Raw genomic sequence first — 25,161 nt, forward strand, 5'->3', positions numbered from 1 at the left:
GCAAGGCAGGGTACGCCGCGGCAAGGAGCGAGGCATCAACGCGCGCTTTAGCGCCATGACTAGCCACTACTCGTTCGAGGCCGAGTCTGCAACCCGGCCTACGACTGGGAGGATGCCAGGTGCAGAAAACGTGCGCGATGCGCGGCACCGGCTGTGCCAGCCCGTGCCGACGTCGCGCAACGACTGGCTGGAGGATCGCTGTAAGGTGCTGTGGGGCGAGATGGCCCACGGCAAGCTGCCAGACAGCATCGCCGAAGTCTAAGCACAGGAGAGTGCGCTGCTGATGCCAATGCCCAGGCCGTTCGATGGCTTCATCGAGCACACCACGCGTGTCTCGCTCACCTGTCTGTTGCACTTCTAGCGCAACCGCTACAGCGTGCCGGACTCTTTGGTCACGATCCATTCTTGCGCAGTCCACTACTAACCTGGATCGACCGCGTGCCCACGACTCTGGCGCCCGTTCATGCCGAAGTCCTCGGCGTCGCGCCGCCCCAGATGCCCTGGGTAGACGAGGCCGTAGCGGCTTGTCATCCAGCCGCCGCCCAACACCTGAGAAAGCTGGATCTGGTTCTGCACCTGGGCCAGTCGTATCAAGGCGAGGGCGACCTCTGCTGTGCGCAGACGCTCCTGCGCATCGAGCCAGCTTCTCAGCGGCAGCAGCCCGACCAGGAAGCGCGCCTCGTAGACCCGTGCCGCTTCCGCCGCCTGGATTCGGGCCTGGCGCAATGCGGCCTCCTGTTCCGTGAGCCGGATGCGGGCGGAGAGAGCCTGGTCCACTTCGCCGAGCGCCGTGTACAGCGCCTTGCGGAAACGCACGGCGGCCTCTTCGTACCGGCTGCGGGCGATGTCCGTCTCGATGCGCAGGGTACGTGCCTGAAGGAAGGGCAGCGTCATACCGAAGCCCAAAGTGGCAACCGGATTGGCGAGCACCTCGAGCAGGGCCTTGCTGGAAGTGCCAAGGGCGCCGGTGAGAGCGATGCGAGGGTAGTAGGCGGCGACCGCGGCGTCGGTGCGGGCGCCCGCGGCCTGGAGCCGCCACTGCGCGGCGCGCAGGTCAGGCCGGCGGCCCAGCAACTCGGCAGGCAAGCCCGGCTGCACCGGCGGCAACGCGATCTCGAGCAGCGTCTGCGGCTCGGGCTCCGGCACGGATGCGCCATCCAGCAACACGCGCACGCGCTCGCGCAGCACCGTGGCGGCCATGCGCTGGGATGCGAGTTCGGCAGCGCGTTCTTGGCGCACTTGGAGCGCCTCATGGAACGCCAGCCGGCCTTCCGCCCCCGCCTGGAAGCGGGCCTCGACCAGGGCGACGACACGCTCGGCGTCGCGTTCCCCGGCTTCGGCCATCGCCACGCGATCGTTGGAGTGGGCGAGCTGGAAGTACAGCTCGGTGACGCTGGCGACCAGCGCCAGCCGCACGGCCTGCCTGTCCTGTTCGCTCGCCTGCGCCTCGAAGCTGGCGGCATCCTGCAGCGCCCCGAGGCGCCCGAAGAGATCTAGTTCCCAGCTCACCGCGGCCTGGCCGGTGCTGCCTGACCCAGCGTGCGCCTGTCCGCTGCCCAAAGCTCGGGCGGCGCGGGAGTTCCATTCGCCTGACACCGTCGGTGCCGACGGCGCGCCCGCGAGGCGGGCCTCGAGCATCGCCCGGCGCAACCGGACGCCTGCGATGGCAAGGTCTGCATTGCGTGCAAGGGCGGTGCTCACCCAGGCGTCAAGCACGGGCAGCTCGCCCGCGCGCCACCAGGCCAAGCCCTTGTCGTTTGCCGGGGCCGCCGGCGCGGTCGCGGCGTGCGCATACGCAGCCGGCACCACGAGCATCGGACTGGGGTGCTCGGGCGCGGCGCATCCGGCGATGGCGCAGGCCAGCAGTGCGGGGAGCGACGCGCGGACGAACGATGCGCGCAGATCAGGAAGAACGGAATGTATGAAGCGCCTCATGTCAATCTCGCGCAAGGGCCTGCACGGGCTCGAGCCGTGCGGCGTTTCTTGCAGGCAGGTAACCGAAAGCCAAGCCCACCAGGCAGGAGCTGAGCACCGCCAGCACCACCGAGAGCGCAGAAAAGGACATCGGCAGCTGCGGCATCAGCAAGGCGATGAGCGCTCCGAGGCCGAAGGCCAGCAACACGCCGGTGGCGCCGCCGATCAGACAGATCAGCACGGCTTCCATGAGGAACTGCCCGACGATGTCGGCGCGCCGCGCGCCCACGGCTATCCGCACACCAATTTCTCGCGTGCGCTCGGTCACCGACACCAGCATGATGTTCATCACGCCGATCCCTCCCACCATCAACGATAGGGTCGCCACGCCGGAGATCAGCAGTGCCAGGGTGCGGCTCGTACGCGTGGCGGCCTGCCGGACCTGGTCCGAATTCATGATGAAGAAGTCCTGGCTGCCGTGGCGGTCGCGCAGCACCGAGGTCACGGCGCCCTGCGCGGCACGGCTGGAGACTTCGTCCTTGATGCGCAAGGTGATGCTCTCCAGGTATTGCCGTCCCGCGAGGCGGGTCGCCACCGTCGTGTAGGGAACGAAGAAGCCCGGTGTGCTCGACGCGAAACTGCTCTGCATCGGGCGCAGCACGCCGACGACCTGTACCGGCATTTCGCCAAGAAGCACGGTTTGCCCCAGCGGCGATGCGTTACCGAAGAGCGCCGTGGCCGCGCGTTGGTCGATCACGGCCACCTGCGAGCGCGCCTCCTGCTCGCGGGCGTCGAAGAAACGGCCAGCAGCCAGCGACAGGCCGCGTACGCGGAACAGTCCCGCGCCCACGCCGTTGACCTGGGCCGATGCCGACGCTGCATCGCGCAGCGCCGTCACCGACACCGAGATGTTGGGCGAGGCGCTGTCCACGTAGAACTGCTGCGCCAGCGCCTCGGCATCGGCCACCGAGAGGTTCTCGATCGCGCTTGCCCTCAGGTCGCCGAAGTCACGGCCGGGAAATATCTCCAGCGTGTTGGTGCCCAGTTCGCGGATCTGGGCCATGACCTGATCCTGCGCGCCGCGCCCCAGCGCGACCACGCACACGAGCGCCGCGGTGCCGATCACGATGCCCAGCATCGTCAGCAGCGCGCGCAGCCGGTGGGCATGCAGCGCGCAAAGCGCCATGCGCAGCGTCTGCGCCATGCGTGCAGACACCGCCGCGCCTTCGCGCCCGCCCTCGCCCCGCGGCAGTACCGTCGTGTGCGGCGCCGTCGCGGCTTCGCTGCGCCGATCGGAGACGATGCGGCCGTCGCTGATTTCGATCACACGCGACGCGCGGCGGGCCACCTGGGCATCGTGCGTGACGATGATCACCGTGTGCCCCTGCGCATTCAGCTCGGCTAGCAGGCGAAGCACCTCCTCGCCTCTGGATGTGTCCAGGGCGCCCGTCGGCTCGTCGGCCAGTATCACGCCGCCGCCGTTCATGAGCGCCCGCGCGATCGAGACGCGCTGCTGCTGTCCGCCCGAGAGCTGGTTGGGCCGGTGGTCCGCGCGCGCTCCCAGCCCCAGGCGCTCCAGCAGCTGCCGTGCGCGGGCCTCGCGCTGCTGCGCGTTCCAGCCGGCGTAGATTGCGGGCAGGGCCACGTTGTCGAGCGCGGTCAGTTCGCCCAGCAGTTGGTAGCGCTGGAACACGAAGCCGAAGTGCTCGCGCCGCAGCTTCGCCAGGCCGTCCGCGTCCAGATCCGCGACCTCCTGGCCGGCAACGCGGTAGCTGCCGGAAGTGGGGCGATCCAGTGCGCCGAGGATGTTCATGAGCGTCGACTTGCCGGAGCCCGAAGCGCCCACGATGGCCACCATCTCCCCCGCTTCGATCCGCAGGTCGATGCCGTCAAGCATGGTGAGCGTGCCCTCCCCTGCCACGAACTCGCGGCGCAGGCCGCGCGTCTCCAGCAATGCCATGGGCGTGCCTACCATAGCGCCGGACCCTGCGGCACGGCGGCATCAGCCCCGACCGGTTCACCGGCCACCACGCGCTCGCCGACCGACAGGCCGCCGAGTATCTGCACCTGCAGGGGTGTACGCAGGCCGGTCTGCACCTGGCGCTCGACCACGTCCCCGTCCGCTTGAAGCACGCGCACCGTTGCGTACCCGGCCTGCGCGGCCGGACGCACCGCCACGGCGGGAACGAGCAAGGCATTGTCGACCTTCCTCACATGCACGGAGACCTGGACCGTCATCGATGGACGCAGGATTCCGTGGTCGTTGGGCACGTCGAACAGGGCGTTGTAGTAGACAGCCTTGCTCGTGGTTGTTGCGGACGTTGCGCTTCCGGCCGCCACGGCCTCGTTGGCGATGGAATCGGGAGCCGGCTCGATCAGGGCGATGCGCGACTGATGGCGATCAGAGCGGCCGCCCGGCACCAAGAAGCTTGCCGCCATGCCCGCCGCCACGAGGTTCACGTCGGCCTCGGAGATCTCGGCGCGCACGGTCATCACATCCAGCTTCGCCAGCATGACGATGGTGGGCGTGCTCTGAAAGGCGTTCAGTGTCTGGCCCTGCCTGGTGATCACTGCCACCACGGTGCCGTCCATCGGCGCGACGATGCGTGTGTAGTCGAGCTGCGTGCGAGCCGTGTCGACCTGCGTTCGCGCCTGCACGACCTGGGCCTGCAGCGAGTCGATCTCGGCTCGCAGCGTATCCACCGCCGCCTGGGCCGCCTCCAGGTCGGCCTGCGCGGTCGCCTCGGCCACGGCCAGCGTCTGCTGCCGGCGCAGCGACGCCTGGGCCTGCGCCATCGCAACGCGCCGTGCGTTGAGCTGCGCGCGCAGCGCGTCGGCGGCAGCCTCGGCGCTGCGCAACGCGATCTGCTGCGGCTGTGCATCCACCTCGGCGATCAGCTGGCCCTTGGCCACGCGCTGACCCAGGCCCACGTGCAGGCGCTCCACGCGGCCGGACACCTGTGCGCCGACGGCGACCAGTTCCTTGGGGCGGACGCGGCCCACCGCCTGTACGTCCTGGGCCAGGGTGCCGCGTTCCACCACCGCTGTGGCCAGATCGGATCGCGGACCCGCATTCGTTTCCACAAGCACGACCGCGGCCAAGGCGGCAAGCACGACGGCGCCGAGCGCGAGTGCCCATTTCCGAACTGTCTTCAATGCATCGCTTTCAAGTTGGGTTTCATGACCCCGTGCCGGGTGGCCTGTAGCGACCATCCGTCCGGCAACGAGGGAGCCGTCCCATCGAAGGGAGCGGAAGGAATTCTTCTGAAAGCGCATCGAGAAAGGACCGACGCACGATCCAGATCCGATCGAGCGCCGCTGCAACCGGGCGCGCCCTGCAAGCGGCTTCATGCGAATTGATCGAACGTTGATCAAACCCCCAGTGCTTCTGCATCGTGCGAAGAGAGCATTTCGTCACAGTCAATCCTGGAGCCCGTCTGGGCTAGCACGCCGCCAAATGCACTCACCGCTTGCAGATTCCAATCCCGTCCCATCCTTGCCGGCTGTGGCTCGCTCCTCAGAGGTCGTGCTCAGCGGCCCCGCACCCCGGCCCGATCGTGCCGGGCCGGCACTGCGGTCAGCGGGGTCGCGCCGTACATCGCTGCTCCAGCCCAGCGGAGCCTGGGTCGTCGCGCTGCTCGCTGTGTTCGCCGCCGTCTGGCTGCCGCATCTTGCGCATTCCAGCCTCGTGCCGCCCACGGACAACATCGAGCAGCTCACCTGGGTGCGCAGTCTCGAGTGGGGCTACTACAAGCATCCTCCGCTGCCCACGTGGGTGCTGTGGCTTCCCGTGCAGCTGATGGGTCTGTCGGGGGCGGTCACCTATGTGCTCGGCGCGAGCTTCGTGCTGGCCGCGATGGGGCTCTTCTGGCGATTCCTCTCGGCGCTCCGCGGCGCCGTGTATGCAACGGTGGCGCTGCTCGCGGCCCTGTGCATCACCTACTACAACGGCCGTCTCTACTACTACAACCACGAAGTGGTGCTGATCCCGTTCGCGGTGGCGAGCGCCGTCCTCACCTGGAAGGCATTCGCGTCGAGGCAGCTGCGCTGGTGGCTGTGGCTGGGGGTGTGCCTCGGCGTCGGGGGACTCGCCAAATATCACATCGCCGTGATGGCCTTGGCCGTGGCGGTGTTCTGGACTTGGCAGCGAGGCTGGCAGGATTCGCATCATCGGCAGGGCCTTGCACTGGCCGCGGCCGTTTCTTTGGCGGTGATGGCTCCGCATCTGTACTGGCTCTGGACGCACGACCTCGGGCCGATCCACTATGCGATGGAGTCCTCGCTGGGCCTCGATCTCCATGGGATGCGAAGGCTCGGCGTCTGCATGCGCTGGCTGGTCGATCAGCTGCTGAACCGGGCGCTGCCTGCGTGGCTCCTTCTTCTGTCGGTGCTCTGGCTCGTGGGGCGCGGACGCGCGGATGGCCCTGCGTCGTCGCGTGCGACGCAGCGCGTTGATGTGGAAATGAGCCGCAGGCTCCTGCTGTGCTTCGGGCTCACGCCGCTGGTTTTCACCTTCGTGCTGGGCCTGATGGTGGGCGCGGACCTGCAGTTGCATTGGGGCGCCCCGTTCCTGCTGCTGGCCGTCCCGGCCATGATGGAGCTGGGGCCCCTGAAAGCAGCGTGGGCTCGTGTCTCATTGAAGTCGGCGCTCAAGTGCTTCTGCCTTATTCAAGTGGTGCTGCTTGCCTGGGGGCAGATGACTTCTGCCAACGGAGAGTTTCGGCTGCAACGCCATCACTGGCGGAATTTCGATGCGAAAGCCCTGGCCGACGCGGTGGCCCCGGCTGCACGCGCTCGACTTGGAGGCCCGGTCCGTGTGATTGCGGGGCCTCCCGCCGAAGCGGGCGCACTGGCGCTTCAGCTCGGTGAGCGGCCCCTCGTCCTGATCGACGGCCGCTTCGACATCAGCCCCTGGGTGAGCAAGGAGCTGGTGGATGAGTGCGGCATGCTGGAACTGAGCAAGGCCGCATCGTCTCCAGGATACCGCCCGGTAGGCGAAAGCTTCCCCGGCTTGTATTGGCGAACGGTCGCCGCTCGCCCGATGCCCATCCACTGCACAGGGAGGACGCATGCAGCCAATTGATTCGCTGACCCGCAAGGCTCTTCTGGACGCCCACATGCACCTGCACCTCGACGACTTCACACCGGCCGAGCGGGCTTCGCACCATGCACCTTCGGCGCCGGCGCAAGCGAGACAACCTGCGCAACGAGATCACCGCGCCTCCATCAGCTGCGTCATTCCCTGTCGAAACGAAGCCAGAAACCTCGATCTGCTGTTGCCTCGCCTGATCACGGTACTGTGCACATTGGGGCGGGATTGGGAAGTCATCGTCGTCGACGACGGAAGCACCGACGCCACCTGCGAATCGGCGCTGCGCTGGCAGGACCAGGGCGTGCGGCTCGTGGAGCTCTCTCGCAACTTCGGGAAGGAGGCCGCGCTCAGTGCGGGCCTGGATGCGGCGCGCGGCGATTTCGTGCTCCTGATGGACGGCGACGGGCAGCATCCGCCCGAACTGATCCCCGGAATGATCACCCGCTGGACGCAGGGTGCCGACATGGTCTGCGCAACGCGCTCGAATCGCGATTCGGAAGGCTGGATCAAGCGCGTTGGAACGCGGGTCTTCTACAGGCTTCTCGACTGCGACCGGCGCTACCGGGTGCCCGCCGACGCGGGCGACTTCCGGCTGCTGGACCGTTCGGTGGTCGATGCGCTGCGCGCGCTGCCGGAACGCAGCCGATTCATGAAGGGGCTGTTCGCCTGGGTCGGCTTCCGCGTGGAGCAGATGGCCTACGTGCCACCCGCGAGGCCTCACGGCCGCAGCCACTACAGCCTGCAGGCACTGTGCAGCCTGTCGCTCACCGGGATCACCATGTTCACGAGCTGGCCCCTTCGCGCGGCCAGCGTGCTCGGGGGGCTGCTCGCGATTGCCGCGTTCGGCTATGGCGGCACGCTGTGCCTGTCGTACATGCTCTGGGGCAATGAAGTGTCGGGCTGGACCACGATCGTCGTCGCCATGTTCCTGCTGGCGGGGGTGCAGCTGGTGTCGCTCGGGGTGATCGGAGAGTACCTGGCGCGGGTCTTCGATGAAGTGAAGGGGCGCCCGTTGTACCTGGTACGGAGATCCCTGGGCACCGTGCTGAGGGGCCGCGGTCTTGATGATGGCGCCGATTCGGCGCGAGATGCCACATGGGACGCTCCGCGTTCAGATCGACGTGGGGCAGCCAGACACCCGGACGTCGAGGAATGAAGCCGATGAACAGGCAATCCACATGCTTCACTGCGGAAGTTTGCAGCATCCAGCCAGGCGCCGCGAACCCGGCAGCCGGATCAGGACCCTGTGCCAGGCAGATCGGTGAGCGCAGCGATAAGCTGCCCTCGTGCCCCGAGCGCACCATCGCCGTGTGCGTGGATGATTTCGGCCTGAATACCGGTGTCAATGCAGCCGCGCTGCACCTGGCGGAGATGCGCCGCGTGAGTGCGCTCAGCGCGATGACCCAGGCACCGGAGTGGGAAGACGGCGCGACGCGTGCACGGCGCCTTGACAGCCGGCGGATCGACGTCGGCCTGCATTTCAACCTCACGCAGTCGTTCGGTGGAGCGCCTGCGTTGGGGTCGGTGCAGGCCTTGATCGCGGCCACGCGTCTTCGGCTGCTGCCGAAGCGTCTTGTGCGCGAAGCCCTGCTGCGCCAGCTCGACGCGTTCGAGGAAGAGATGTTCAGGGCACCGACCCACGTGGACAGCCACGAACATGTGCATCACCTGCCGGTGATAAGCGAGGTCGTGCTGGATGTGCTGCTCAAGCGATACGGCAGCGCGCTGCCATGGGTGCGCGTGAGCGCCGCGCCGGCCACGTCGCTGGCCGGATCTTTGCGAAGTGCCGATGAGCGCAAGGGCTGGCTCATCGACCGCGTGGTGGGCGCCGAGCCTTTCCGCCGTCGTGCGCGCTCGCTGGGATTCGGCGCCAACCGGCGCCTGCTGGGCGTGTACGGATTCGATGCGACCGAGAGCGGGTATGGCTCCCTGCTGCGGCGATGGCTGAGGCAGGCCCGCAGCGGCGATCTGCTGATGTGCCACCCAGGCAGCGCGGCGGCAGGCGACGTCATCCACCGTGGGCGATGCGTCGAGTTCGCCGTGTGGTCCGACCCTCACCTTCCCGACCTTCTGCGTGAACTGGGCGTTCGCATTGCGCCCATGTCGGTGCTGCGGACCGCTACAGCGTGAAGATCGTGGAGCGTGACCCGGTCTTCGGCGGGAGCTTCATCGGCCCGCTGGAGGTGGACCCCGGCGGCTTCGAGTTGGGTGTACTGCCAGCCGCCGCCTCACGCGAGCGCAGCAGCTCACGGACCGAACCAGAAGAACAACCACGCTGCCACCGCGCCGAGCACGACCACCAGGAGCAACTCGTCGGCCCGGGCAGAAACCCACGCTGAAATGGTTAAGCCATCCCGTGTGCGCGCCTCCGGGACGTCCGAGGTGGAGAACGCGTTGTGCCATCTCGGATGCCGGAGCCGGCGCATCGGCCAGGTTGCGAATTCGGTTGTCCGTACTTCTTCGATGACTGGTTGCTGCTGCAAGGTGCGAGAAGGTGACGGCTCGAACTGAAAATCCATGGCTTGCTCTTGATGACGACGCGAGCCGATGCTCTCGTGGCGCGATGGATTTGCGATCGAGCGTTCATGTGGTTTCGTTCAAGAGGCTGTCCTCGCCGGGGATTCGGATGCAATTCGCTCCGGCAAAGTCTTCGCAGCCATGGCGAACGCGCGTGACGCCTGCGGCCGAATCCACCGGCCCGGCGAGGGCGGGTCTTGATCAGATCTTGACAAATGGTGGTTCGAGGGTTGATAGACGCAACTGATAATCGACTTCAACCCTGGTCGCTGTGAACCGTGACCGCGTTGCCGTTCCACTCATGCGCAATTGGATCTCATCGATGCCTGGATTCATGGGCAAACCCGTTGCGCGTTGACGGCTGGCAGACCCACCTTCTGGGACACCTCGGACGCAGGTGTCGCGCACCCGCGCGGCTACGCGCTCAGGAGCGCGTCTGATAATGCCGGGGTTGCCCGCGTGTGAATCCCATCGCGAGCCAGAGTGATGCCCGCTTCAGAACAGAAACACGATTCCCATGGCAAACGAGCGCATCCTGATTGTCGAAGACGATTCCCAGATCGCCGAGGTGCTGGCTGCCTATCTGCAGCGAGACGGCTACCTCACATCCATATGCCGCGATGGCGGCGAAGCCATGCAGATGTTCCGCCAATGGCAGCCTGACCTCGTGCTTCTCGACTACATGCTGCCGCAGGTCGGTGGCAACGAGATCCTTGCAGCCATCCGCCGGGCCGGCGATGTACCCGTCATCATGGTGACGGCCGTCGATGGAGAGGTCGAGAAGTTGGGTGCGCTTCGCTACGGTGCGGACGACTATGTCGTGAAGCCCTTCAACCCCAAGGAAGTGGTCGCGCGCGTGCAGGTCATCTTGAAGCGGGTGCGCAACATCTCTCAACAGAGCGCCCAGTCGCAACTTGCGTGGGGTCCGCTGGAGCTCGATCTCGATGCGGTGATGGCGCGTGTCGCGGGCAAGGCCGAGCCTCTGGATCTGACGATCACCGAGTTCAAGCTCCTGGCGACGTTGATGCGCCATCCGCGGAAGGCGTTCAGCCGCCTCGAATTGCTGGAGGCGTGCCTGCCCGAGAGCGATGCGCTCGAGCGCGTGGTCGACACGCATGTCCACAACCTGCGTCGCAAGCTCGAAGACCAGGGCGTCAGCGGCATCCTTACGGCCGTGCGGGGCGTCGGCTATCGGCTTGGCGACTCGCGATGAAGCCATCGCGCCGGTCGCTGTGGTCCTGGCTCACCTGGCGGATGATCGCGCTTGCGATTGCCGCGACGGCGGCCGTGCAGGCGGGCATGTGGGTCCGCTACAGCTACTGGGAATCGAAGATCGATGCCCAACTGCCGCCGGGCGTCGCCGATGAACTCCGTCGGCTTGAGAACGGGCCCAAGAGCGCGGAAGTCTCGAAGCGCCTGAGCGAGCTCTACACCCAGTACGGCGACCGCTTCGTCACCCCGTCGGATTCGGAAGACCTGCTCGTCCAGATGCTGCTGAGCCTTTCGATCACCCCGTTCGTGGCGCTGTTCGGGCTGCTGCTGGCGCGCCGCATCGTCGAGCCCGTCTCGGATGTCGCGACGGCAGCGGAATCGGTCTCAATGGGACGTTTCTCCGCCCGTGCGCCGGTGCTCCACTCCGCCCCAGCCGAACTCCAGCGCTTGGCCAATCACTTCAACTCGATGGCCGAGCGCCTGGAGGCCTACGACCGGGAATTGCAGGACTCCAGCGCTGCGATCGCCCATGAACTTCGCACGCCGCTCACTGCCGCAATGGGGCGGCTGCAGGGCATCGTCGACGAGGTGTTCCCGCTCGACGAGAAGCAGATCCGGACCGTGCTCGATCAACTGGGGCAGATCAACCGCATCATCGGCGACCTTCAGGTCTTGTCATTGGCCCAGGGCGGCCGCTTGCAGCTGGAGATGACGGAGTTCGACCTGCACGGGTTCGTCGATGAGCGCCTCTCATGGGCGCTTCCCTCCCTTCAGGAGCGCGGCATGACGGCGGCCAACCATGTGAGCAGGAGGGAGACGGTGCGCGCCGACCGGGGCAGGCTGGGCCAGGTTGTTTCGGCACTGATCGACAACGCAGTGCGCTATGCGAGCGACGGCGGCGTCGTGGAGATCGACTGCCGCGCCGATGCTTCCACCCTCGAACTGATCGTGCGGGACCGCGGCAAGAGCGCTTCGGTGGACGACGTATCGCGCTTCTTCGAACGCTTCTGGCGCAGCGAGCGGTCTCGCTCCCGCTATGCGGGCGGAACCGGCCTGGGGCTCTCGGTCGTGCAGGCCATCTGCCAGGCACATGGCGGCGAGGCCAAGGCTGCCGCGCGGCCTGGAGGCGGCTTGGAGATCCGGATCTGCCTGCCGCGCGACCAGGGGCTGCGCAGAGCGATCGGCTGAGAAGCGTTCGCTCCCGGAATGGGGAGCGTGCGGTTCTCCGGCTTGTGGCGCAACGCCGCACTGCAGGTTTTCGAAAGAAAGCCGCTTGACCAATCCTTGATGCGCTACCGACCGATCTTCGATGAAGCAGCGGCACCATGAGGGCATGAATCATTTCCAGGGCTCCAAGAAACGCATGCCGGCGCTGCCGCCGCAGGCGCAGGCGCAGGCCCCATCCTCCCGGAACACCTCAAGGACATCAATGCAAGGATTTTTCATGAAGAACCCGCAGCATCAGAAACCATGGTCATCCGTACTGGCTGCGCTCATGCTGCTGGCAGCGGGGTCCGCAAGCGCGGGCGTGAGCTGGTCCATCGGCATCGGTTCGTCGAATGTGGTCGTGGTGCCTCGGCCACCGGCCGTGGTGTATGAAGCCGCACCGACCTACCTGATGCCGGCGCCGGTGTATCCGGTTCCGCCGCGTGTCCTGGTTGCTCCGCCGGTCATCTATCAGCCGCCCCCGGTCGCGCTGCGGATCGACCAAGACTACGACCCGTATCGCCACCACATGCACGATGACGACTGCGACGACTACTGACGTTCGCAGATGAGCGGCGCGGCGTGCACCCTCGCGCGGCGCACGCATGCGCTGGCGCGACGGTTCGGCGAAAGGGCCGTCGCTCGCGCCTCGCGGCCCATCATGTCTTCTGCCTCTGCGGCAGCTGAATCCCATTGTTCCGATGAATGCCTCGCCTCCGGGCCCTTCCCTTGTTTTTGCCACCGACATGTGGCGTCTTCTGAAACCCTTCGCCGGTGTCGCCGCGGTCGCGACGCTCATCGGCAGCGCGGGTGGCCTGGCCACGGCTGCGCTGTTGGAGCAGATCAACACGGCCTTGCATGGCGCTCCTGCCCTCTCGGTTGCGGCGTTGTCCGGGCTCGCGGTCCTGGCCGTGCTCGCCGTCGGTGCGCATGCGGCGGCTGGCGTCCTCAACAGTGTGACGGGACAGCGGGTGGTTGCGGCCCTTCGCAAGGATGTGTCCCTGCGAATCGTGCGCGCGCCGATCTCCGCAGTGGAGCGCATGAAGAGCCACCGGCTGCAGGCGATACTCAATGAGGACATCGACACCATCGGCGATTTCACGGCGGAGTTCGCCGGCCACGCTTCGGCTTTTGCCGTCACCGCGGGCTGCGCGATCTACCTGTTCAGGCTCTCGCCCGTTCTCTTCCTGGTCAGCGCGCTCGCGCTGGTCGTCGGCGTCCGGATCAATTTCGCTGCGGCGAAGGCCTGGAGCCGCAACTTTGAGCAGGCCCGAGCCGGCGAAGACGAATTGCAGAAGCAATACCGCAGCGTCGTGGAAGGCGCCAAGGAACTCCGGCTCAACCGGAATCGCCGTGCCCAGGTCCATGGCGTGCGCCTGTCAGGCGCAGCCGATCTGGTCGCGCGCCTCAAGGCCCGCGCGCTGGGCCTGTTCTGGGCCGCCGAAGGTACGAACTCGGCGATCTTCTTTCTGGTCGTGGTCTGGATCCTGGCTTCGCGCCCGTCGCTGGGAATCGATGCGCAGGTGGTCAGCGGCTTCATCATCGTGCTGCTGTTCGTCAAGGGACCGATCGAGGAGTTGGCCGCCCTGCTGCCGTTCCTGAGCCAGGCGCAGGTGGCGTTTCGGCGTATCGCGCGCCTGTCGGCGGAGTTCAGGGAGGAGCCGCAGGGCGCCGGCTGCGCCGAGCCTGCGCTTCTCGCGAGCCACATCGAACTGCGTCAGGCCCGCTACCGTTTCGAGGCCCGGCAGGAAGGCGCCAAGCCCTTCGAGGTGGGTCCTATCGACCTGCAGCTTCGACGCGGTGAGACGCTGTTCATCGTCGGCGGCAACGGCAGCGGGAAGACAACGCTCGTCAAGCTGCTGCTTGGCCTCTACCGGCCGAGCGAAGGACAGCTTCTGCTCGACGAAGTGCCAGTGGACGACAGCAGCCGCGAAGCCTATCGAGGGCTCTTCTCCGCCATCTTTTCCGACTACCACCTGTTCGACGAACTGGTCGCGCAGGATGCGGAGCACGTTCGGGCCGCCGGCGAACTGATGCGACGGCTGGATGTCGCGGACAAGGTCCGGCTCGTCGACGGCATGTTTTCAACCACGGACCTTTCGACGGGCCAGCGCAAGCGCCTCGCGCTCGTGCACGCTTGGCTGGAAGACCGTCCGGTGGTCATGTTCGACGAATGGGCCGCGGACCAGGACCCGGAGTTCCGCAACGTCTTCTATCGCGATCTGCTGCCCGAACTCAAGCGCGAGGGCAGGACCCTGATCGTGGTCTCGCACGACGATCGCTACTTCGATGTCGCGGACCGCGTGATCCGGATGAGCGCGGGGCGGGTGGTCGAGGAGTTCGTCCCGCCTGAAAAGCCGTAGTCATGCAGGTCGTTCGTGGCGGATACTAAATAGTCTTGGCTACGGCCGCATCACTGCAGCCGGACCAGCGATGACAGCTGCGCGAACCGTTGCGGGGATCGGAAGCGCAGATGGAGCGCATAGACCGCCGCCACCAACCCGGCTGCCAGCACGCTGAAGGCCAACGCGTAGCTCGGTCCGGCCGGCAGTCCTGAAAGGAGCTGGACGTGGGTAATCATCTGCCACAGGAAGAACATCAGCACGGCCGCGCTGATCACCGGTGCAAGCAGCGATCGCCAGCGCGAGACCTTCATCGGATGCTTCCGGAAGAACGCGATGACGGCCAGCGCGGCAAGCACCTGACAGGTCAACACGCCGATCGCCGACGGAACGCTCGCCCAGGGCAGGGCCTGGAGCATCGGATCCAGGCCTGCCATTGCACACAGCAGGACCAGCATCACCGATATGCACAGCGTTGCCGCGGACGCCACGTGCGGGGATCTGTGCCTGTGGTGCGTGCGGGACAGCCGGCTCCAGACAAGGCCGCAGACGGCGAGCGCGTGCCAGTATCTCGCCAGCACGTTCGTGAAACTCAGTACGGCGGCAAAGAGGCTGGTGATGACCAGCACCGCGCCGATCCTGGCCGCAGTGGGTCCAGCCAGGGTCGAGAACATCGACAGCCACATGCCGCCGGGGTCGTTTGTTGCCACCGCCACGGCCTGCGAGAGTCCGAAATGATTCAGCATCAGCAGGATGGACCCCGCATACAGAATGCCGATGAATGCGATCGACAGGTACATCGCTCGAGGCACCGAGCGTCGAGGGTCCCTGGCCTCCTGCGAGTAGATCGCCGCCGTTTCGAAGCCCATGAACGATGCGACGACGAAGATCAGCGAAGGCCCGAACCCGGGGGTGAACACGGCCTCCGGCGAGAACGGCGTGAGGGACAGCGCGTGGCCGGCGAGCCGCAGGTTGAAGACTTCGAGAAGGTCCGCCAACAATATGGCGCCGACCTCCGACAGCATCAGAATCAGGAGCAGTCGCCCGCTGAACTCGATGCCGCGTACGCAAAGCAGGTGCGCACCCACGGCGCAGCCCATCGCCCAGGCCCACCATGGCGCGTCAAGATCCAGCGAAGCCATCGCAATGTGGATGAAGTGCCCCAGCATCGCATAGCAGGCCAGCTGGATCGCGATGTACGACAACACCGCAATGCATGCTCCCCCGATGCCCGGAATTGTGCCCAGGCCCTTAGTGATGTAGGCGTAGAAGGCGCCGCCGTTCTCCACATAGGGACTCATGGCGCAGAAGCCGACGGCAAAAAGCAGATACGCAGCACAGACGATGGCGTAGGAGCCGGGCAGGCCGATGCCATTGCCCAGCGTGATGCTCACGGGCACACCGCCTCCCATTGAGGTCAGCGGGCCATTCGTCGTGATCACCATCAGGAAGATGCCGAACCAACCGATCGCATCCCGCTTGAGGCCCGTGTGTTCCGCTGGCGGACTCGCTGGTTCAGACATCGCATGCTCCTTGCACATGAATCAGGGGCCTAGCCGCCGGCCTAGGAGGTACCAAAATCGCCCATGCCATACATGTCGGCCGCGATGACCCAGGAAGCCCCTTGCCTGCGCCAGGCCGTGAGCGATCGTAGCGCGATCACCTCGCCGGCCGGCCCGTCTGCCGGCGGAGAAGTCCACTCCAGCCAAGTGACCGCCGCGCCTTCCGCGAGCTCCATCGTCCGCACGGAGCGAATCGAGAGCTTGGGCGTCATCTTGAGCATGTCCGCGAGCGCTGGCAGCAAGTCGGCACCCACGGTGATGCCGAGAGCGCCCTCGCCGCTGACGCTCGCGTCCGGCGCGAACATCTCCTGCTGCAGCAAGCGAGCGTCGCCTCGGCGGCACAAGGTCTGAAGTCTTTCGATGGCCTGTTCCAGCGTCATAGCTTTGTTCTCCTTTGAAAAATGGTGTGTCGGATCGGGGCTCTTGGGACTTTTCTTGCTACTGCGACCGCAAGAATTCGAGCGCATCCCTGGCACCTCGAATCCCGTCCTCGATCGCGCCGTCGATGAACCCCCTCCAGCCGGTGGCCCAATCGGTGCTGGCGAAGAAAAGTGGCGGCGCCTGGGTCTGGAGCGTTGCCAAAACCCTGGAGGTCTGGTTTGGCGAGAACCAGGTCCAGCCTCCCTTGGCGTACGGGTCGTGCGTCCAATCGTGTGCAACGACCTCCTGCACATTGATTCCCGGGATGAATTTGCGCAGTTCTGCTTCGACCTCGCGGATTTCCCGAAGGTCGACGGCATCGTCCGGCCCGAAGCCGACCAGGACGGACTTGCCATCGACCTCGCGATCGGCGACCACCATGGTTAGCGGATTGGGATAAGGCGCGAAGCCGACCCACGCGCCGACATTGCGATCGACACGGGCAATGAATTTCGTTCCCGCGCAGACATGTCGTTCGCTATGTGCAGCCAAGCGTGCCTCTGGCAGCTTTGGCACGAAGTCGATGTCGCTCAGTACGTTCATCGGAACCGCGACGACCACCGCCTTGCATCCGACGGAAAAGCTCTTCGCCTGGACCCGGACCTTGCCTTCCACCGTTTCAACGCTGGTGACCGGCTCTGCGAGCGCCAGATCGGAATTCGAATCCTTCAGCAGCGCCAGCGCCAGTGCGGATGTGCCTTTCGCGATCTTGTAGCGTCCCAGGCGCTTGAGCAGCGAGTCCGCCGAGTAGTCGCCCAACGCCCACCAGCGCAGCTGGTCATACAGGCCGCCTTTTGCTGGATCGGTCGCGGCGTTCATGGAGATGAACGAGAGCAGCAAATCGCGCTGCCGGCCGGAGACGGGCATGTCCCTGAATCGATCCGCCAGGCTCTGGCCATCGAAGTCCGACAGCAGGTTGGCGGAATCGACATGAGGGTTCGCGAATGCGATCCGGCCGTTCGCTCCATCTACGTTGCAGTACGCGCTCAGCGCCGCGTCGAGGTCATTGCCCATCGCTTCCGCGGAGTCCGTCACCAGGCCCTCGGCAGTCAGCAGGCTGATCGAGTCGGCCGTGCCGCTGACGGACTCGGTGGTGTCCAGCCCGTATCGATGCAGTTCATTCCAGACGTACGGCTGGCCCCAATGAACCCAGGTGCCGCCGACTTCGAATTTCTGCCCGTCCTGCTCCGCAGTGAAGGTCCGGCCGCCGATTCGATCGCGTGCCTCGATGATGGCCACGCGCAGGCCCCTCAAGCCCAGCTCCCTGGCCGCCGTCAGGCCGGCAAACCCGGCGCCGATCACGACCACGTCGTAGTCGTCGTGCGGCAGGCCTCGTGCAGGAAGCGCCGCAGGCGAAGTCAAACCGCGGCTCAACGAGAGTCCTGGCTTGATGTTGAATCCGTCTGAAGTTTTTTTCACGGGATGAATGGATGGTGTTGTGTCGGGAATGGGGCGCAATGATTGCGAATCCCGCCGGGTACAAGTAGCCGAAATCGGCAAGCGTTGTGAAGCGCTTTCCGGCGCATCGCCAAGGCTGCGGACTTGCCGATTCGGGCTAACGGACTCCGGTGATCGATGGAACCATGACTGCAGCCGGCGTGCTGAACACGCCTGCACTCAAGCACCCAGAGACTCAACGAGGCATGTTGTGACCGACTTCGAATCCATTCTCGAAACCCTGCACTTCCCCGACGCACCGAATATGGTTGCAGGCCCCTATCCCGGACCACGCGCGGCCGAAGCCCTGGCGCTGTCTGCGCGCACCGAATCCATGGCGCGCGGCGGCGGCCGCATGCCGGTCGTGATGGACCGCGCCTTCGGCGCCACCTTCAAGGACCCGGACGGCAGCACCTTCATCGACCTGTCGGCCGGCGTCGGAGTGAGTAGCGTGGGCCGCTGCCATCCCAAGGTGCAGAAAGCGATCGTCGAGCAGTCCCAGCACCTGATGCATGCGATGGAGGTCAACAGCACCCGTCGCACCGAACTGGCCGCGCGCCTTTCGGCCCTGATGCCCGATGGCCTGCGCAACGACTGCATCACCTTCTTCGCGCAAAGCGGCAGCGATGCGCTCGAGGCGGCGGTGAAGTTCGCGCGGCGCGTGACGGGCCGCCACCAGATCATCGCCTTCCACGGCGGCTATCACGGTGTGTGGCAGGCGTCGAATGCGCTGACCACGGGCACGGCCTACCGCAAGGGTTACGGGCCCTTCATGGGCGGCGTGATCCATGCGCCCTATCCGTACGCCTATCGCTTTCCGTTCGACACCACCCACAAGTCGGCGGAACAGATCGCCGGCGAATACGTGGACTATCTGTTGAACACGCCCTACACGGCCGCCGACGACGTGGCCGCCGTGATCGTGGAGCCGGTGCAGGGCGAAGGCGGGTATGTGCCGCCTTCACCCGAGTTCCTGCAGCTGCTGCGCAAGGCCTGCGACCGCAGCGGCACGCTGCTGATCGTGGACGAGGTGCAGTGCGGCGCGGGTCGCACGGGCCGCATGTGGGCGGTGGAGCACACGGGCGTGAAGCCCGACATGCTGACCTTCGGCAAGGGCATCGGCGGCGACGTTCCCATGGCCGGCATCGCCATGCGTAGCGACCTGGCCGCGCGCATTCCCGACGGCTCGGTTCCCAACACCTTCGCGGCGAACTCGCTGTCGGCCGCGGTGGCGCTCACCAACCTCGAGATCCTGCACGACCCCGAGCTGGGGCTGATGCCGCGCGCGGAGCTGCTGGGCCAGGAGGTGCAGGAACGGGTGCGCGGCTTCCACAGCCCCTACGTGGGCGAAGTGCGCGGCAAGGGCCTGATGATCGGCATCGAGCTCGTCGAGGACAAAGCCACCAGGGAGCCGCTGGCGCCGGAGAAGGTCGGCAGGATCATGGAGTACGTGCTCGGCCACGGCGTGCTGATGGTGCCCTGCGGGCGCTATGGCAACGTGATGCGCGTCATGCCGTCGCTGACCATTTCGAAGCGGCTGCTGCACCGCGCGCTGGATGTCTTCGGCGAGGCGCTGGCCTCGCTTTAAGCCGACCACGCCGCGCGCGGTGCGCCCCCGTCGTCTACTGCTGGGCGATGCGGGCCGTGAGTTCCGACGCGGCGGTGGTCACCAGCGTGCACAGGTAGCTTTCCTGGAAGGCCCTGAAGCGCTCATTGCGTCCCACCAGCGTCATGCTGCCGAGCACGCGCTGCTTCTCGTCGAAGATCGGCGCTGCCACGCCCGTGCGGCCCGGATGCAGCTCGCTTTCGCTGATGCAATAGCCCTGCTTGCGGATCCCCAGCAAGCCCTTGGAGAAGGACTTCCATTCAAGCCCCTGCTGCTGCCCCTCGGGCGTGCTGGCATGGGCATCGAAGACGCGGCGGATCTGCCTCGGCAGCAGGTAGGCCAGCACCACGCGCGAGGTCGCGCTGTGGAACAGGTCGATAGGGCGGCCGCGGCCTCCGCCCACGGGCCCGGGGTCGGGGCCGCGGCGGATCAGCACGTTGACCACCGAGTCGCCGTACCACTCGCTGATCACGGCGTCCAGACCCGTCTCGGCCACCAGCTTCTCGACGAGGTCGCGGCTGCGCACGAGCACCGGGTCGTAGTCGGTCATCTGGTGCTCCAGCGCGATGATGCGCGGCCCCAGCGCATAGCCGCGTGGCAGGCGCACAAGGAGGCCGGCATCACCGAGTTCGCGCAGGTAGCGGTAGGCGCTGGCGGGCGTGTAGCCGAGCTGGTTGCAGATGATCTCGACGTCGATGACCGGCTGGTCGGGCCGGAAGAGATCGAGGACATCGAGCATGCGGCGAAGGCTGTTCATCGTCTGGAAAGGCTGCGGTCGTGAAACAAGAAATCGTACGGGCACGCGAAGGCGCGGCCCCCTTCATTGTCGGGCACCATCCGAGGACCTGAGCGAGGCCCGTGGCGTTGCCGAATTCCCGAGGCACAGACACCTGAGACAGGATGCAAGAAAAAGACCATGCCGCTTGAGAAACCCATCCACACCCCGAGGCTCGTCCTCCGGCGCTTTCGCGAGCAGGACGCCGCAGACCTTTTCGACTACCTGCATGCGCCCACTGCGAGCTGCTTCCTGTCGCTCGCGCTCGCTGACATCGAAGCCGCTCGGGCCGAGGCCCGAAGACGCAGTACCGACGGCGAGCACGTGGCCGTGTGCCTCCAGGAATCGGGGCAGCTCATCGGCGACTTGTTCGCCATGCAGGAGGAAGACACCTTCTCGGTCGGCTGGAACCTCAACCCGCGTTTCGGCGGCACGGGCTACGCCCACGAGGCTGCCGCGGCGTTGTTCGCCCATCTCTTCACTGCCCGGGCCGCCCGCCGGCTCTATGCCTATGTGGAGGACCACAACGGTGCCTCCCGGCGGCTGTGCGAGAAGCTGGGCATGCGCGTCGAAGGGCTGTTCCTGGAGTTCATCTCGTTCAGGAACGACACGCAGGGGAGGCCCATCTACGAGAACACCATGCAGTACGCGATCCTTCGCAAAGAATGGCTGCGCGCTTCATCGGCCTGACGGGCGCCACGCCGACGCTCAGCCGCGGTCCTGGCCAAGCGCGGCAAAGCGCTGCGGATCGCGCCTCGCCAGCCGCGATGCGGCCAGCCAGCCGGCCGCCGCGGCCAGGGGCACCGCGATCACCAGCGCCGCCGATATGCCCCGGCTCGCGCCGGTGAGCACATGGAAGTTGCCGACGGCCAGCACCAGCACCGCCAGCAAGCCCACGCATGCCAGCAGCGGCAGCACGCGAATACGCATCCGGCCGTAGCCATGGGAGTCGGCCCGGAAGAAGCGCACCACAGCCACGCCCGTCGCGATCATCAGCACCAGCAGGCATAGCGTGGCCAGGTTGCTGAGCCAGGCGAACAGCGTCAGCACCGGGTCGGCGCCAAGCAGCGCGAACAGCCCGACCGCCACGGCGCTCAGCACCGTCTGCAGCACTGAGGCCACATGCGGGCTGCGGTGGCGCGCATGCGTCCAGCCCAGGCGAGCGGGCATCAGGCCCTCGCGGCCCATGGCGTAGAAATAGCGCGCGCTGGAGTTGTGGAAGGCGATGAGCCCCGCATAGATGCTGGCGATGAACATCAGGCGCAGCAGCACCGTGAGGCCGTGCCCTGCATAGGTGTCCGACAGCAGGTACAGCAGATTGGTCGGATCGGCCAGTCCGGTGATGGTGGCCGCTACCCGGTCGCTGCCCACGCCGAGCACTAGGCACCACAGCGAGAAGGAATAGAAGCCGCCGACCAGCAGCAGCGCCGCGTAGGTGGCGATGGGAATGCTGCGCTTCGGGTCCCTGGCTTCCTCGCTGTAGATGGTGGTCGCCTCGAAGCCGATGAAGGCCGCGAAGCAGAACAGCAGTCCGATGAAGGGGTTGCCGCTGGTGAAGGCATCGGGAGAGAAGGAGTGCGCATCGATGCCGTGGGCGCCGCCCTTCGACAGGATCAGCACGTCCAGGGCTAGCACCGCCAGGTACTCGACCACCACGAAGCCCGCGAGCACCCGGGCCGAGAAGTCGATCTGCCGGTAGCCGAACACCGCCACGCTGGCCAGGGCGGCGAAGGCGCAGGCCCACCAGGGCAGCGCCAGGCCGAACTGCGCCTGCAGCGTCTCGGATGCCACCGCGCCCAGCATGCCGTAGAGGCCGAACTGCAGCGTGACGTAGCCGAACACGGCCACCATGGCCGCCGCCCCGCCCGCCCTGCCGCCTAGGCCGCGCGCCACCATCGCATAGAAGCCTCCGGCGCTGGTCACGCAGGTGGCCATGGCGGTGTACCCGGTCGCGAACATCAGCAGCAGGCCGAGCGCCACCAGCACCAGTACCGGCGTGCCGGCGCCGTTGCCCAGCATCATCCCGATCGGGAAGCCGCCTGCCACCACGCTCAGCGGACTCGCGGCCGAGATGACCAGCAGCGTGATGAAGCCCGCGCTCAGCGTGCCGCGGCGCAGGCTGGTGGCATGGGGGTGGCGCGTTTCCTGGGCAGGCGTCATCGTGGGGTTCAGCGTTTCCATGGTGCGTCGCAATGCATGCCGCGCGCCAACGCGTGCAGCGGGGAGAGAGAAAGAAGGCCGTGCACCGGAGTGCCGGCCGCCGACAGGGGCAGTCTAGGAAGGCACGTGCGCGCAGCGGTATCCCGGATCGGCAATCTGGACGCGCACGACCGCTTCAGGCGTCATGCCACTTCGCCGCCCGCGGCGTCTGCGACGGCAGCTCCCCGAAAAGCTCCTGGTACTCCGCCGCGAAATGGCTCAGGTGGAAGAAGCCCCACTGCCCCGCCGCGTCGCCCACGGTCAGGTCGCCGGCGCGGCTGCCCATCAGGGCGCGCCGCACGCCGTTCAGGCGAACCGAGCGCAGGTAGCTCAGCGGCGTGGTATCCGCCACCGCGCGGAAGCTGTTCTGCACCGTGCGCCGGCTGACCTGCAGGCGCTCGCACAGCTCCATCACGCTGGGCGCGCTCATGGTCTCGGCCATGGCCATCCGGTGGCACTTCTCAACGATGAAGTCCTGGGTGGAGCTGCCGCTGCGCTGGTGCCGGTCGCAGGCTGGGTCCATCACCAGTTGCAGCAGTTCGCCCAGCAGCGCGTGTTCCAATTCGTCCTGCCGTGCGGGCGTGCCGCTCATCTCGTCGTTGACCAGGGCCTCGGAGAATATCGCCAGCAGGCGCTGGCGGCATTCGACGAAGCGCTGCGCCGGCACCTTGATGACGGGCTGGCGCAGCAGCCGCGCGATCTCGTCGGCGAACGGCACTTCCCGGAGCGTGGCGTCGAAGAAGGCTCGGTCGAAGGCGATGGACAGAAGATCCATCCCGGTGGGCATGTGGCACATGAACTCCTCGCCGCCGCGCAGGAAGTACAGGCTGCTGCCGTCCGCATCGCGCCCCTGCATCCGGACGGTGCCCGGCATGAAGATCGGGATTGCAAAGCACACGCTATCGCGGGGCGCTTCTCCCTGCTGCACAACGCGCTTGTTGATGCGCTCGCGAAAAGCATGGCAGTGCTCGCTGGACAATTGCTGCAGAGAGCTCTCCAGTGCGCCGGCCGCGAGCTGGCTGTACAGGAGCTGGCTCCAATGAGCGACTGATGCGGCATGCGCATGCACGTCCTGGAAGTGGTGGATGCTTCGGTTCATGTTGCGGGGTCCTGTATCTGGAAGGCTGCGTCGATCAGTAGATATGCATTTTTCTCAGATAAGGAAAATTCTGCATTTTTCATGCCTGCCGCCAGACAGGGGAAACCCGATGGAGAAATAACTGAAATTTCGCGCCACAGCCCACCGCGAATGGTTTTTTCTGGCTTGCTTTATTTGTTCACAGCAACAATCGTGCACAGATGGGACGCGCCAGCCGCACCCTTGCGGTGCGCCTGCGCCGCGCACCGTTGCTGATTTGGGCTAACGCGGTGCGGCGCCGTCCCGGACACTGCGGCCGCTCGAACATCCGCAGACACCATGACCCAGAACCTGAAGCATTTCATCGAAGGCGCCCACGCCGAAGCCTCCGACGGCGCGCGCATGCGCCTCGTCAGCCCCGTGGACGAACAGGAATACGGCAGCGCCGCGCGCGGCACCGCCGAAGACGTCGACCGCGCCGTGGCCGCGGCCCATGCCCAGCTCGAAGGCGGCGCCTGGAGCCGGCTGCACGCCGGCCAGCGCTCCCAACTGCTGCTGCGCCTTGCCGACCTGGTCGAGCGCGACACGGCCCTGCTGGCCGACATGGACGCCGACGCCATCGGCCGCTCGCCGATGGAGCCGCGCATGATGGACGTGCCCAACGCCGTCGCCAACCTGCGCGCGGCCGCCGGCTGGACCAACCAGCTCGAGGGACGCACGGTGCCCACCGGGGGCTACATGGGCACGCCCACGCTGTCGTACACGCTGCGTGAGCCGGTAGGCGTGGTCGGGGCCATCGTGCCGTGGAACTCGCCGCTGATGATCACCGTGTGGAAGCTCGCCGCCCTGCTGGCCGCTGGGTGCACCGTGGTGGTCAAGCCCGCCGAGGAAACGCCCCAGTCCGCCCTGCACTTGGCGCGGCTTGCGCAGGAAGCGGGCTTTCCCGACGGCGTCATCAACGTGGTGACCGGCTTCGGCGACGTGGTGGGCCGCGCGCTGTGCGAACACCCGCTGGTCGCCAAGATCAGCTTCACCGGCAGCCCCGAGGCGGGCCGCGCCATTCAGCGCATCGCCGCGCCACTGTTCAAGCGCGTCACGCTGGAGCTCGGCGGCAAGAGCCCGCAGATCGTGTTCGACGACGCCTCGTTCGACGACGCATTGCGCGGCTGCGCCATGGGCCTGTTCGTCAACCAGGGGCAGGTGTGCGCCGCCGGCTCGCGCATCCTGGTGCAGCGCAGCCTCGCGAAGCCTTTCACACAGGCGCTGGCCGAGGCCGCCCGCGCGGTCACGGTCGGCGACCCGCGCCAGGCCGGCGTGCAGATGGGGCCGGTCGCCAAGAAGGCGCAGTTCGAACGCGTCAACCGCTACATCCAGCTCGGCCAGGACGAAGGTGCGGTGCTGCTGGCCGGCGGCGTCTCCCGGCCCGAGAGGGGCTGGTTCGTGCAGCCCACCATCTTTGCCGAGGCCAGCAACCAGATGACCATCGCCCGCGAGGAAATCTTCGGCCCGGTGGGCACGGTGATTCCCTTCGACACCGAGGAGGAGGCCATCGCGCTGGCCAACGATTCGTCCTACGGGCTGGCGGCCACGGTGTGGACCACGCAGCTCGCGCGGGCGCACCGCGTGGCCGCGCGCGTCAAGGCCGGGGCCGTGGGCGTCAACTGCTGGAGTCCGCTGGACGCCAACCTGCCCTGGGGCGGCCTCAAGACCAGCGGCATCGGCCGCGAGGGCGGGTTGCCCGGCGCGCTGGCGTACACCGAGGAGAAGGTCGTCACCGTGCTGCTGCCGGCCTGAGGCCCAG

At 66.7% G+C, this 25,161-nt stretch carries 20 protein-coding genes and 2 pseudogenes; 11 read left to right on the plus strand and 11 right to left on the minus strand.

Translation table 11 applies throughout. The features are described 5' to 3' along the window. Positions 1-7: 7 nt before the first annotated feature. A pseudogene (locus G369_RS38205) lies at positions 8-358 on the plus strand (IS21 family transposase); the annotation flags it as partial. A gap of 62 nt (positions 359-420) precedes the next feature. On the opposite strand, the gene G369_RS35945 reads toward G369_RS38205, so the two are convergent. From G369_RS35945 to G369_RS0117435, 4 genes and pseudogenes are all read right to left on the minus strand, one after another. Continuing rightward, the gene (locus G369_RS35945) at positions 421-1,935 is read right to left on the minus strand and encodes an efflux transporter outer membrane subunit (RefSeq protein ID WP_080647867.1); all 1,515 of its coding nucleotides are present in this window, start codon (positions 1,933-1,935) and stop codon (positions 421-423) included. Position 1,936: 1 nt separating this feature from the next. Continuing rightward, the gene (locus tag G369_RS39900) at positions 1,937-2,284 is read right to left on the minus strand and encodes an FtsX-like permease family protein (protein ID WP_416492816.1); all 348 of its coding nucleotides are present in this window, start codon (positions 2,282-2,284) and stop codon (positions 1,937-1,939) included. Between the two features lie 138 nt (positions 2,285-2,422). Then, positions 2,423-3,889: pseudogene (locus G369_RS0117430) on the minus strand (ABC transporter permease); the annotation flags it as partial. Beyond that, a complete protein-coding gene (locus G369_RS0117435) occupies positions 3,883-4,953 on the minus strand; it encodes an efflux RND transporter periplasmic adaptor subunit (protein ID WP_244164336.1) in 1,071 nt (356 codons plus the stop codon). The gene G369_RS0117435 and the pseudogene G369_RS0117430, both read right to left, overlap by 7 nt. Positions 4,954-5,557: 604 nt before the next feature. On the opposite strand from G369_RS0117435, the gene G369_RS35950 reads away from it, so the two are divergent. From G369_RS35950 to G369_RS0117450, 3 genes are read left to right on the plus strand one after another with little or no spacing between them, the layout of a single operon-like run. Continuing rightward, complete coding sequence (locus G369_RS35950; protein WP_019655306.1) at positions 5,558-6,997, plus strand: glycosyltransferase family 39 protein; 1,440 nt, start codon at positions 5,558-5,560, stop codon at positions 6,995-6,997. Next, positions 6,984-8,162, plus strand: coding sequence for a glycosyltransferase family 2 protein (locus tag G369_RS35955; protein ID WP_244164337.1), 1,179 nt, complete (start codon positions 6,984-6,986; stop codon positions 8,160-8,162). Before G369_RS35950 ends, G369_RS35955 begins: the two co-directional genes overlap by 14 nt. A 5-nt stretch (positions 8,163-8,167) precedes the next feature. After that, the gene (locus G369_RS0117450) at positions 8,168-9,136 is read left to right on the plus strand and encodes a ChbG/HpnK family deacetylase (RefSeq protein WP_157773718.1); all 969 of its coding nucleotides are present in this window, start codon (positions 8,168-8,170) and stop codon (positions 9,134-9,136) included. A gap of 116 nt (positions 9,137-9,252) precedes the next feature. On the opposite strand, the gene G369_RS0117455 is transcribed toward G369_RS0117450, so the two are convergent. Further along, the gene (locus tag G369_RS0117455) at positions 9,253-9,525 is read right to left on the minus strand and encodes a hypothetical protein (protein ID WP_019655309.1); all 273 of its coding nucleotides are present in this window, start codon (positions 9,523-9,525) and stop codon (positions 9,253-9,255) included. Between the two features lie 515 nt (positions 9,526-10,040). On the opposite strand from G369_RS0117455, the gene G369_RS0117460 reads away from it, so the two are divergent. The 4 genes from G369_RS0117460 (at position 10,041) to G369_RS0117475 (ending at position 14,304) form a co-directional block, all read left to right on the plus strand. Then, positions 10,041-10,736, plus strand: coding sequence for a response regulator (locus tag G369_RS0117460; RefSeq protein WP_019655310.1), 696 nt, complete (start codon positions 10,041-10,043; stop codon positions 10,734-10,736). Beyond that, on the plus strand, positions 10,733-11,923 hold the full coding sequence (locus G369_RS35960; RefSeq protein WP_019655311.1) for an ATP-binding protein: 1,191 nt from the start codon (positions 10,733-10,735) through the stop codon (positions 11,921-11,923). Before G369_RS0117460 ends, G369_RS35960 begins: the two co-directional genes overlap by 4 nt. Before the next feature lie 145 nt (positions 11,924-12,068). Next, on the plus strand, positions 12,069-12,500 hold the full coding sequence (locus tag G369_RS38615) for a hypothetical protein (protein WP_157773720.1): 432 nt from the start codon (positions 12,069-12,071) through the stop codon (positions 12,498-12,500). 142 nt (positions 12,501-12,642) lie between these two features. Then, the gene (locus G369_RS0117475) at positions 12,643-14,304 is read left to right on the plus strand and encodes a cyclic peptide export ABC transporter (protein WP_020723134.1); all 1,662 of its coding nucleotides are present in this window, start codon (positions 12,643-12,645) and stop codon (positions 14,302-14,304) included. 50 nt (positions 14,305-14,354) lie between these two features. On the opposite strand, the gene G369_RS0117480 is transcribed toward G369_RS0117475, so the two are convergent. The 3 genes from G369_RS0117480 to G369_RS0117490 are packed head-to-tail and all read right to left on the minus strand — an operon-like array spanning position 14,355 to position 17,684. Then, positions 14,355-15,806 carry an APC family permease gene (locus tag G369_RS0117480; RefSeq protein WP_020723135.1) on the minus strand — a complete coding sequence of 484 codons (1,452 nt, stop codon included), beginning with the start codon at positions 15,804-15,806 and terminating at the stop codon, positions 14,355-14,357. A 41-nt stretch (positions 15,807-15,847) separates the two neighbouring features. Further along, complete coding sequence (locus tag G369_RS0117485) at positions 15,848-16,225, minus strand: DUF4440 domain-containing protein (protein ID WP_019655315.1); 378 nt, start codon at positions 16,223-16,225, stop codon at positions 15,848-15,850. Between the two features lie 58 nt (positions 16,226-16,283). Then, positions 16,284-17,684: a flavin monoamine oxidase family protein gene (locus G369_RS0117490; protein WP_157773722.1), complete on the minus strand. Its 1,401-nt coding sequence runs from the start codon at positions 17,682-17,684 to the stop codon at positions 16,284-16,286. A gap of 229 nt (positions 17,685-17,913) precedes the next feature. Between G369_RS0117490 and G369_RS0117495 the strand changes: the two genes are divergently transcribed. Then, positions 17,914-19,290, plus strand: a complete 1,377-nt coding sequence (locus G369_RS0117495; RefSeq protein ID WP_019655317.1) for an aspartate aminotransferase family protein — start codon at positions 17,914-17,916, stop codon at positions 19,288-19,290. Between the two features lie 34 nt (positions 19,291-19,324). Here the strand turns inward: G369_RS0117495 and G369_RS0117500 are convergent, their stop codons facing one another. Continuing rightward, complete coding sequence (locus G369_RS0117500; RefSeq protein ID WP_019655318.1) at positions 19,325-20,065, minus strand: IclR family transcriptional regulator; 741 nt, start codon at positions 20,063-20,065, stop codon at positions 19,325-19,327. Between the two features lie 159 nt (positions 20,066-20,224). Between G369_RS0117500 and G369_RS0117505 the strand changes: the two genes are divergently transcribed. Next, on the plus strand, positions 20,225-20,773 hold the full coding sequence (locus G369_RS0117505) for a GNAT family N-acetyltransferase (RefSeq protein ID WP_019655319.1): 549 nt from the start codon (positions 20,225-20,227) through the stop codon (positions 20,771-20,773). 18 nt (positions 20,774-20,791) lie between these two features. Here the strand turns inward: G369_RS0117505 and G369_RS0117510 are convergent, their stop codons facing one another. Continuing rightward, positions 20,792-22,264, minus strand: coding sequence for an APC family permease (locus G369_RS0117510; RefSeq protein ID WP_019655320.1), 1,473 nt, complete (start codon positions 22,262-22,264; stop codon positions 20,792-20,794). Positions 22,265-22,418: 154 nt separating this feature from the next. Beyond that, positions 22,419-23,381, minus strand: coding sequence for a helix-turn-helix domain-containing protein (locus G369_RS0117515; protein WP_019655321.1), 963 nt, complete (start codon positions 23,379-23,381; stop codon positions 22,419-22,421). Positions 23,382-23,699: 318 nt separating this feature from the next. Here G369_RS0117515 and G369_RS0117520 point away from each other — a divergent pair, with 318 nt between their 5' ends. Continuing rightward, on the plus strand, positions 23,700-25,154 hold the full coding sequence (locus tag G369_RS0117520) for an aldehyde dehydrogenase family protein (RefSeq protein ID WP_019655322.1): 1,455 nt from the start codon (positions 23,700-23,702) through the stop codon (positions 25,152-25,154). Positions 25,155-25,161: the final 7 nt, after the last annotated feature.

The organism is Variovorax atrisoli 110B (assembly GCF_000382045.1).
GTDB lineage: Bacteria > Pseudomonadota > Gammaproteobacteria > Burkholderiales > Burkholderiaceae_C > Variovorax > Variovorax atrisoli.

Bases quoted from the DNA above. Each gene is read 5' to 3' on its own strand.
- G369_RS35945 (WP_080647867.1), bottom strand. From the start codon at position 1,935: ATGAGGCGCTTCATACATTCCGTTCTTCCTGATCTGCGCGCATCGTTC.
- G369_RS39900 (WP_416492816.1), bottom strand. From the start codon at position 2,284: ATGGTGGGAGGGATCGGCGTGATGAACATCATGCTGGTGTCGGTGACC.
- G369_RS35955 (WP_244164337.1), top strand. From the start codon at position 6,984: ATGCAGCCAATTGATTCGCTGACCCGCAAGGCTCTTCTGGACGCCCAC.
- G369_RS0117450 (WP_157773718.1), top strand. From the start codon at position 8,168: ATGAACAGGCAATCCACATGCTTCACTGCGGAAGTTTGCAGCATCCAG.
- G369_RS0117455 (WP_019655309.1), bottom strand. From the start codon at position 9,525: ATGGATTTTCAGTTCGAGCCGTCACCTTCTCGCACCTTGCAGCAGCAA.
- G369_RS0117460 (WP_019655310.1), top strand. From the start codon at position 10,041: ATGGCAAACGAGCGCATCCTGATTGTCGAAGACGATTCCCAGATCGCC.
- G369_RS35960 (WP_019655311.1), top strand. From the start codon at position 10,733: ATGAAGCCATCGCGCCGGTCGCTGTGGTCCTGGCTCACCTGGCGGATG.
- G369_RS38615 (WP_157773720.1), top strand. From the start codon at position 12,069: ATGAATCATTTCCAGGGCTCCAAGAAACGCATGCCGGCGCTGCCGCCG.
- G369_RS0117475 (WP_020723134.1), top strand. From the start codon at position 12,643: ATGAATGCCTCGCCTCCGGGCCCTTCCCTTGTTTTTGCCACCGACATG.
- G369_RS0117480 (WP_020723135.1), bottom strand. From the start codon at position 15,806: ATGTCTGAACCAGCGAGTCCGCCAGCGGAACACACGGGCCTCAAGCGG.
- G369_RS0117485 (WP_019655315.1), bottom strand. From the start codon at position 16,225: ATGACGCTGGAACAGGCCATCGAAAGACTTCAGACCTTGTGCCGCCGA.
- G369_RS0117500 (WP_019655318.1), bottom strand. From the start codon at position 20,065: ATGAACAGCCTTCGCCGCATGCTCGATGTCCTCGATCTCTTCCGGCCC.
- G369_RS0117505 (WP_019655319.1), top strand. From the start codon at position 20,225: ATGCCGCTTGAGAAACCCATCCACACCCCGAGGCTCGTCCTCCGGCGC.
- G369_RS0117510 (WP_019655320.1), bottom strand. From the start codon at position 22,264: ATGGAAACGCTGAACCCCACGATGACGCCTGCCCAGGAAACGCGCCAC.
- G369_RS0117515 (WP_019655321.1), bottom strand. From the start codon at position 23,381: ATGAACCGAAGCATCCACCACTTCCAGGACGTGCATGCGCATGCCGCA.
- G369_RS0117520 (WP_019655322.1), top strand. From the start codon at position 23,700: ATGACCCAGAACCTGAAGCATTTCATCGAAGGCGCCCACGCCGAAGCC.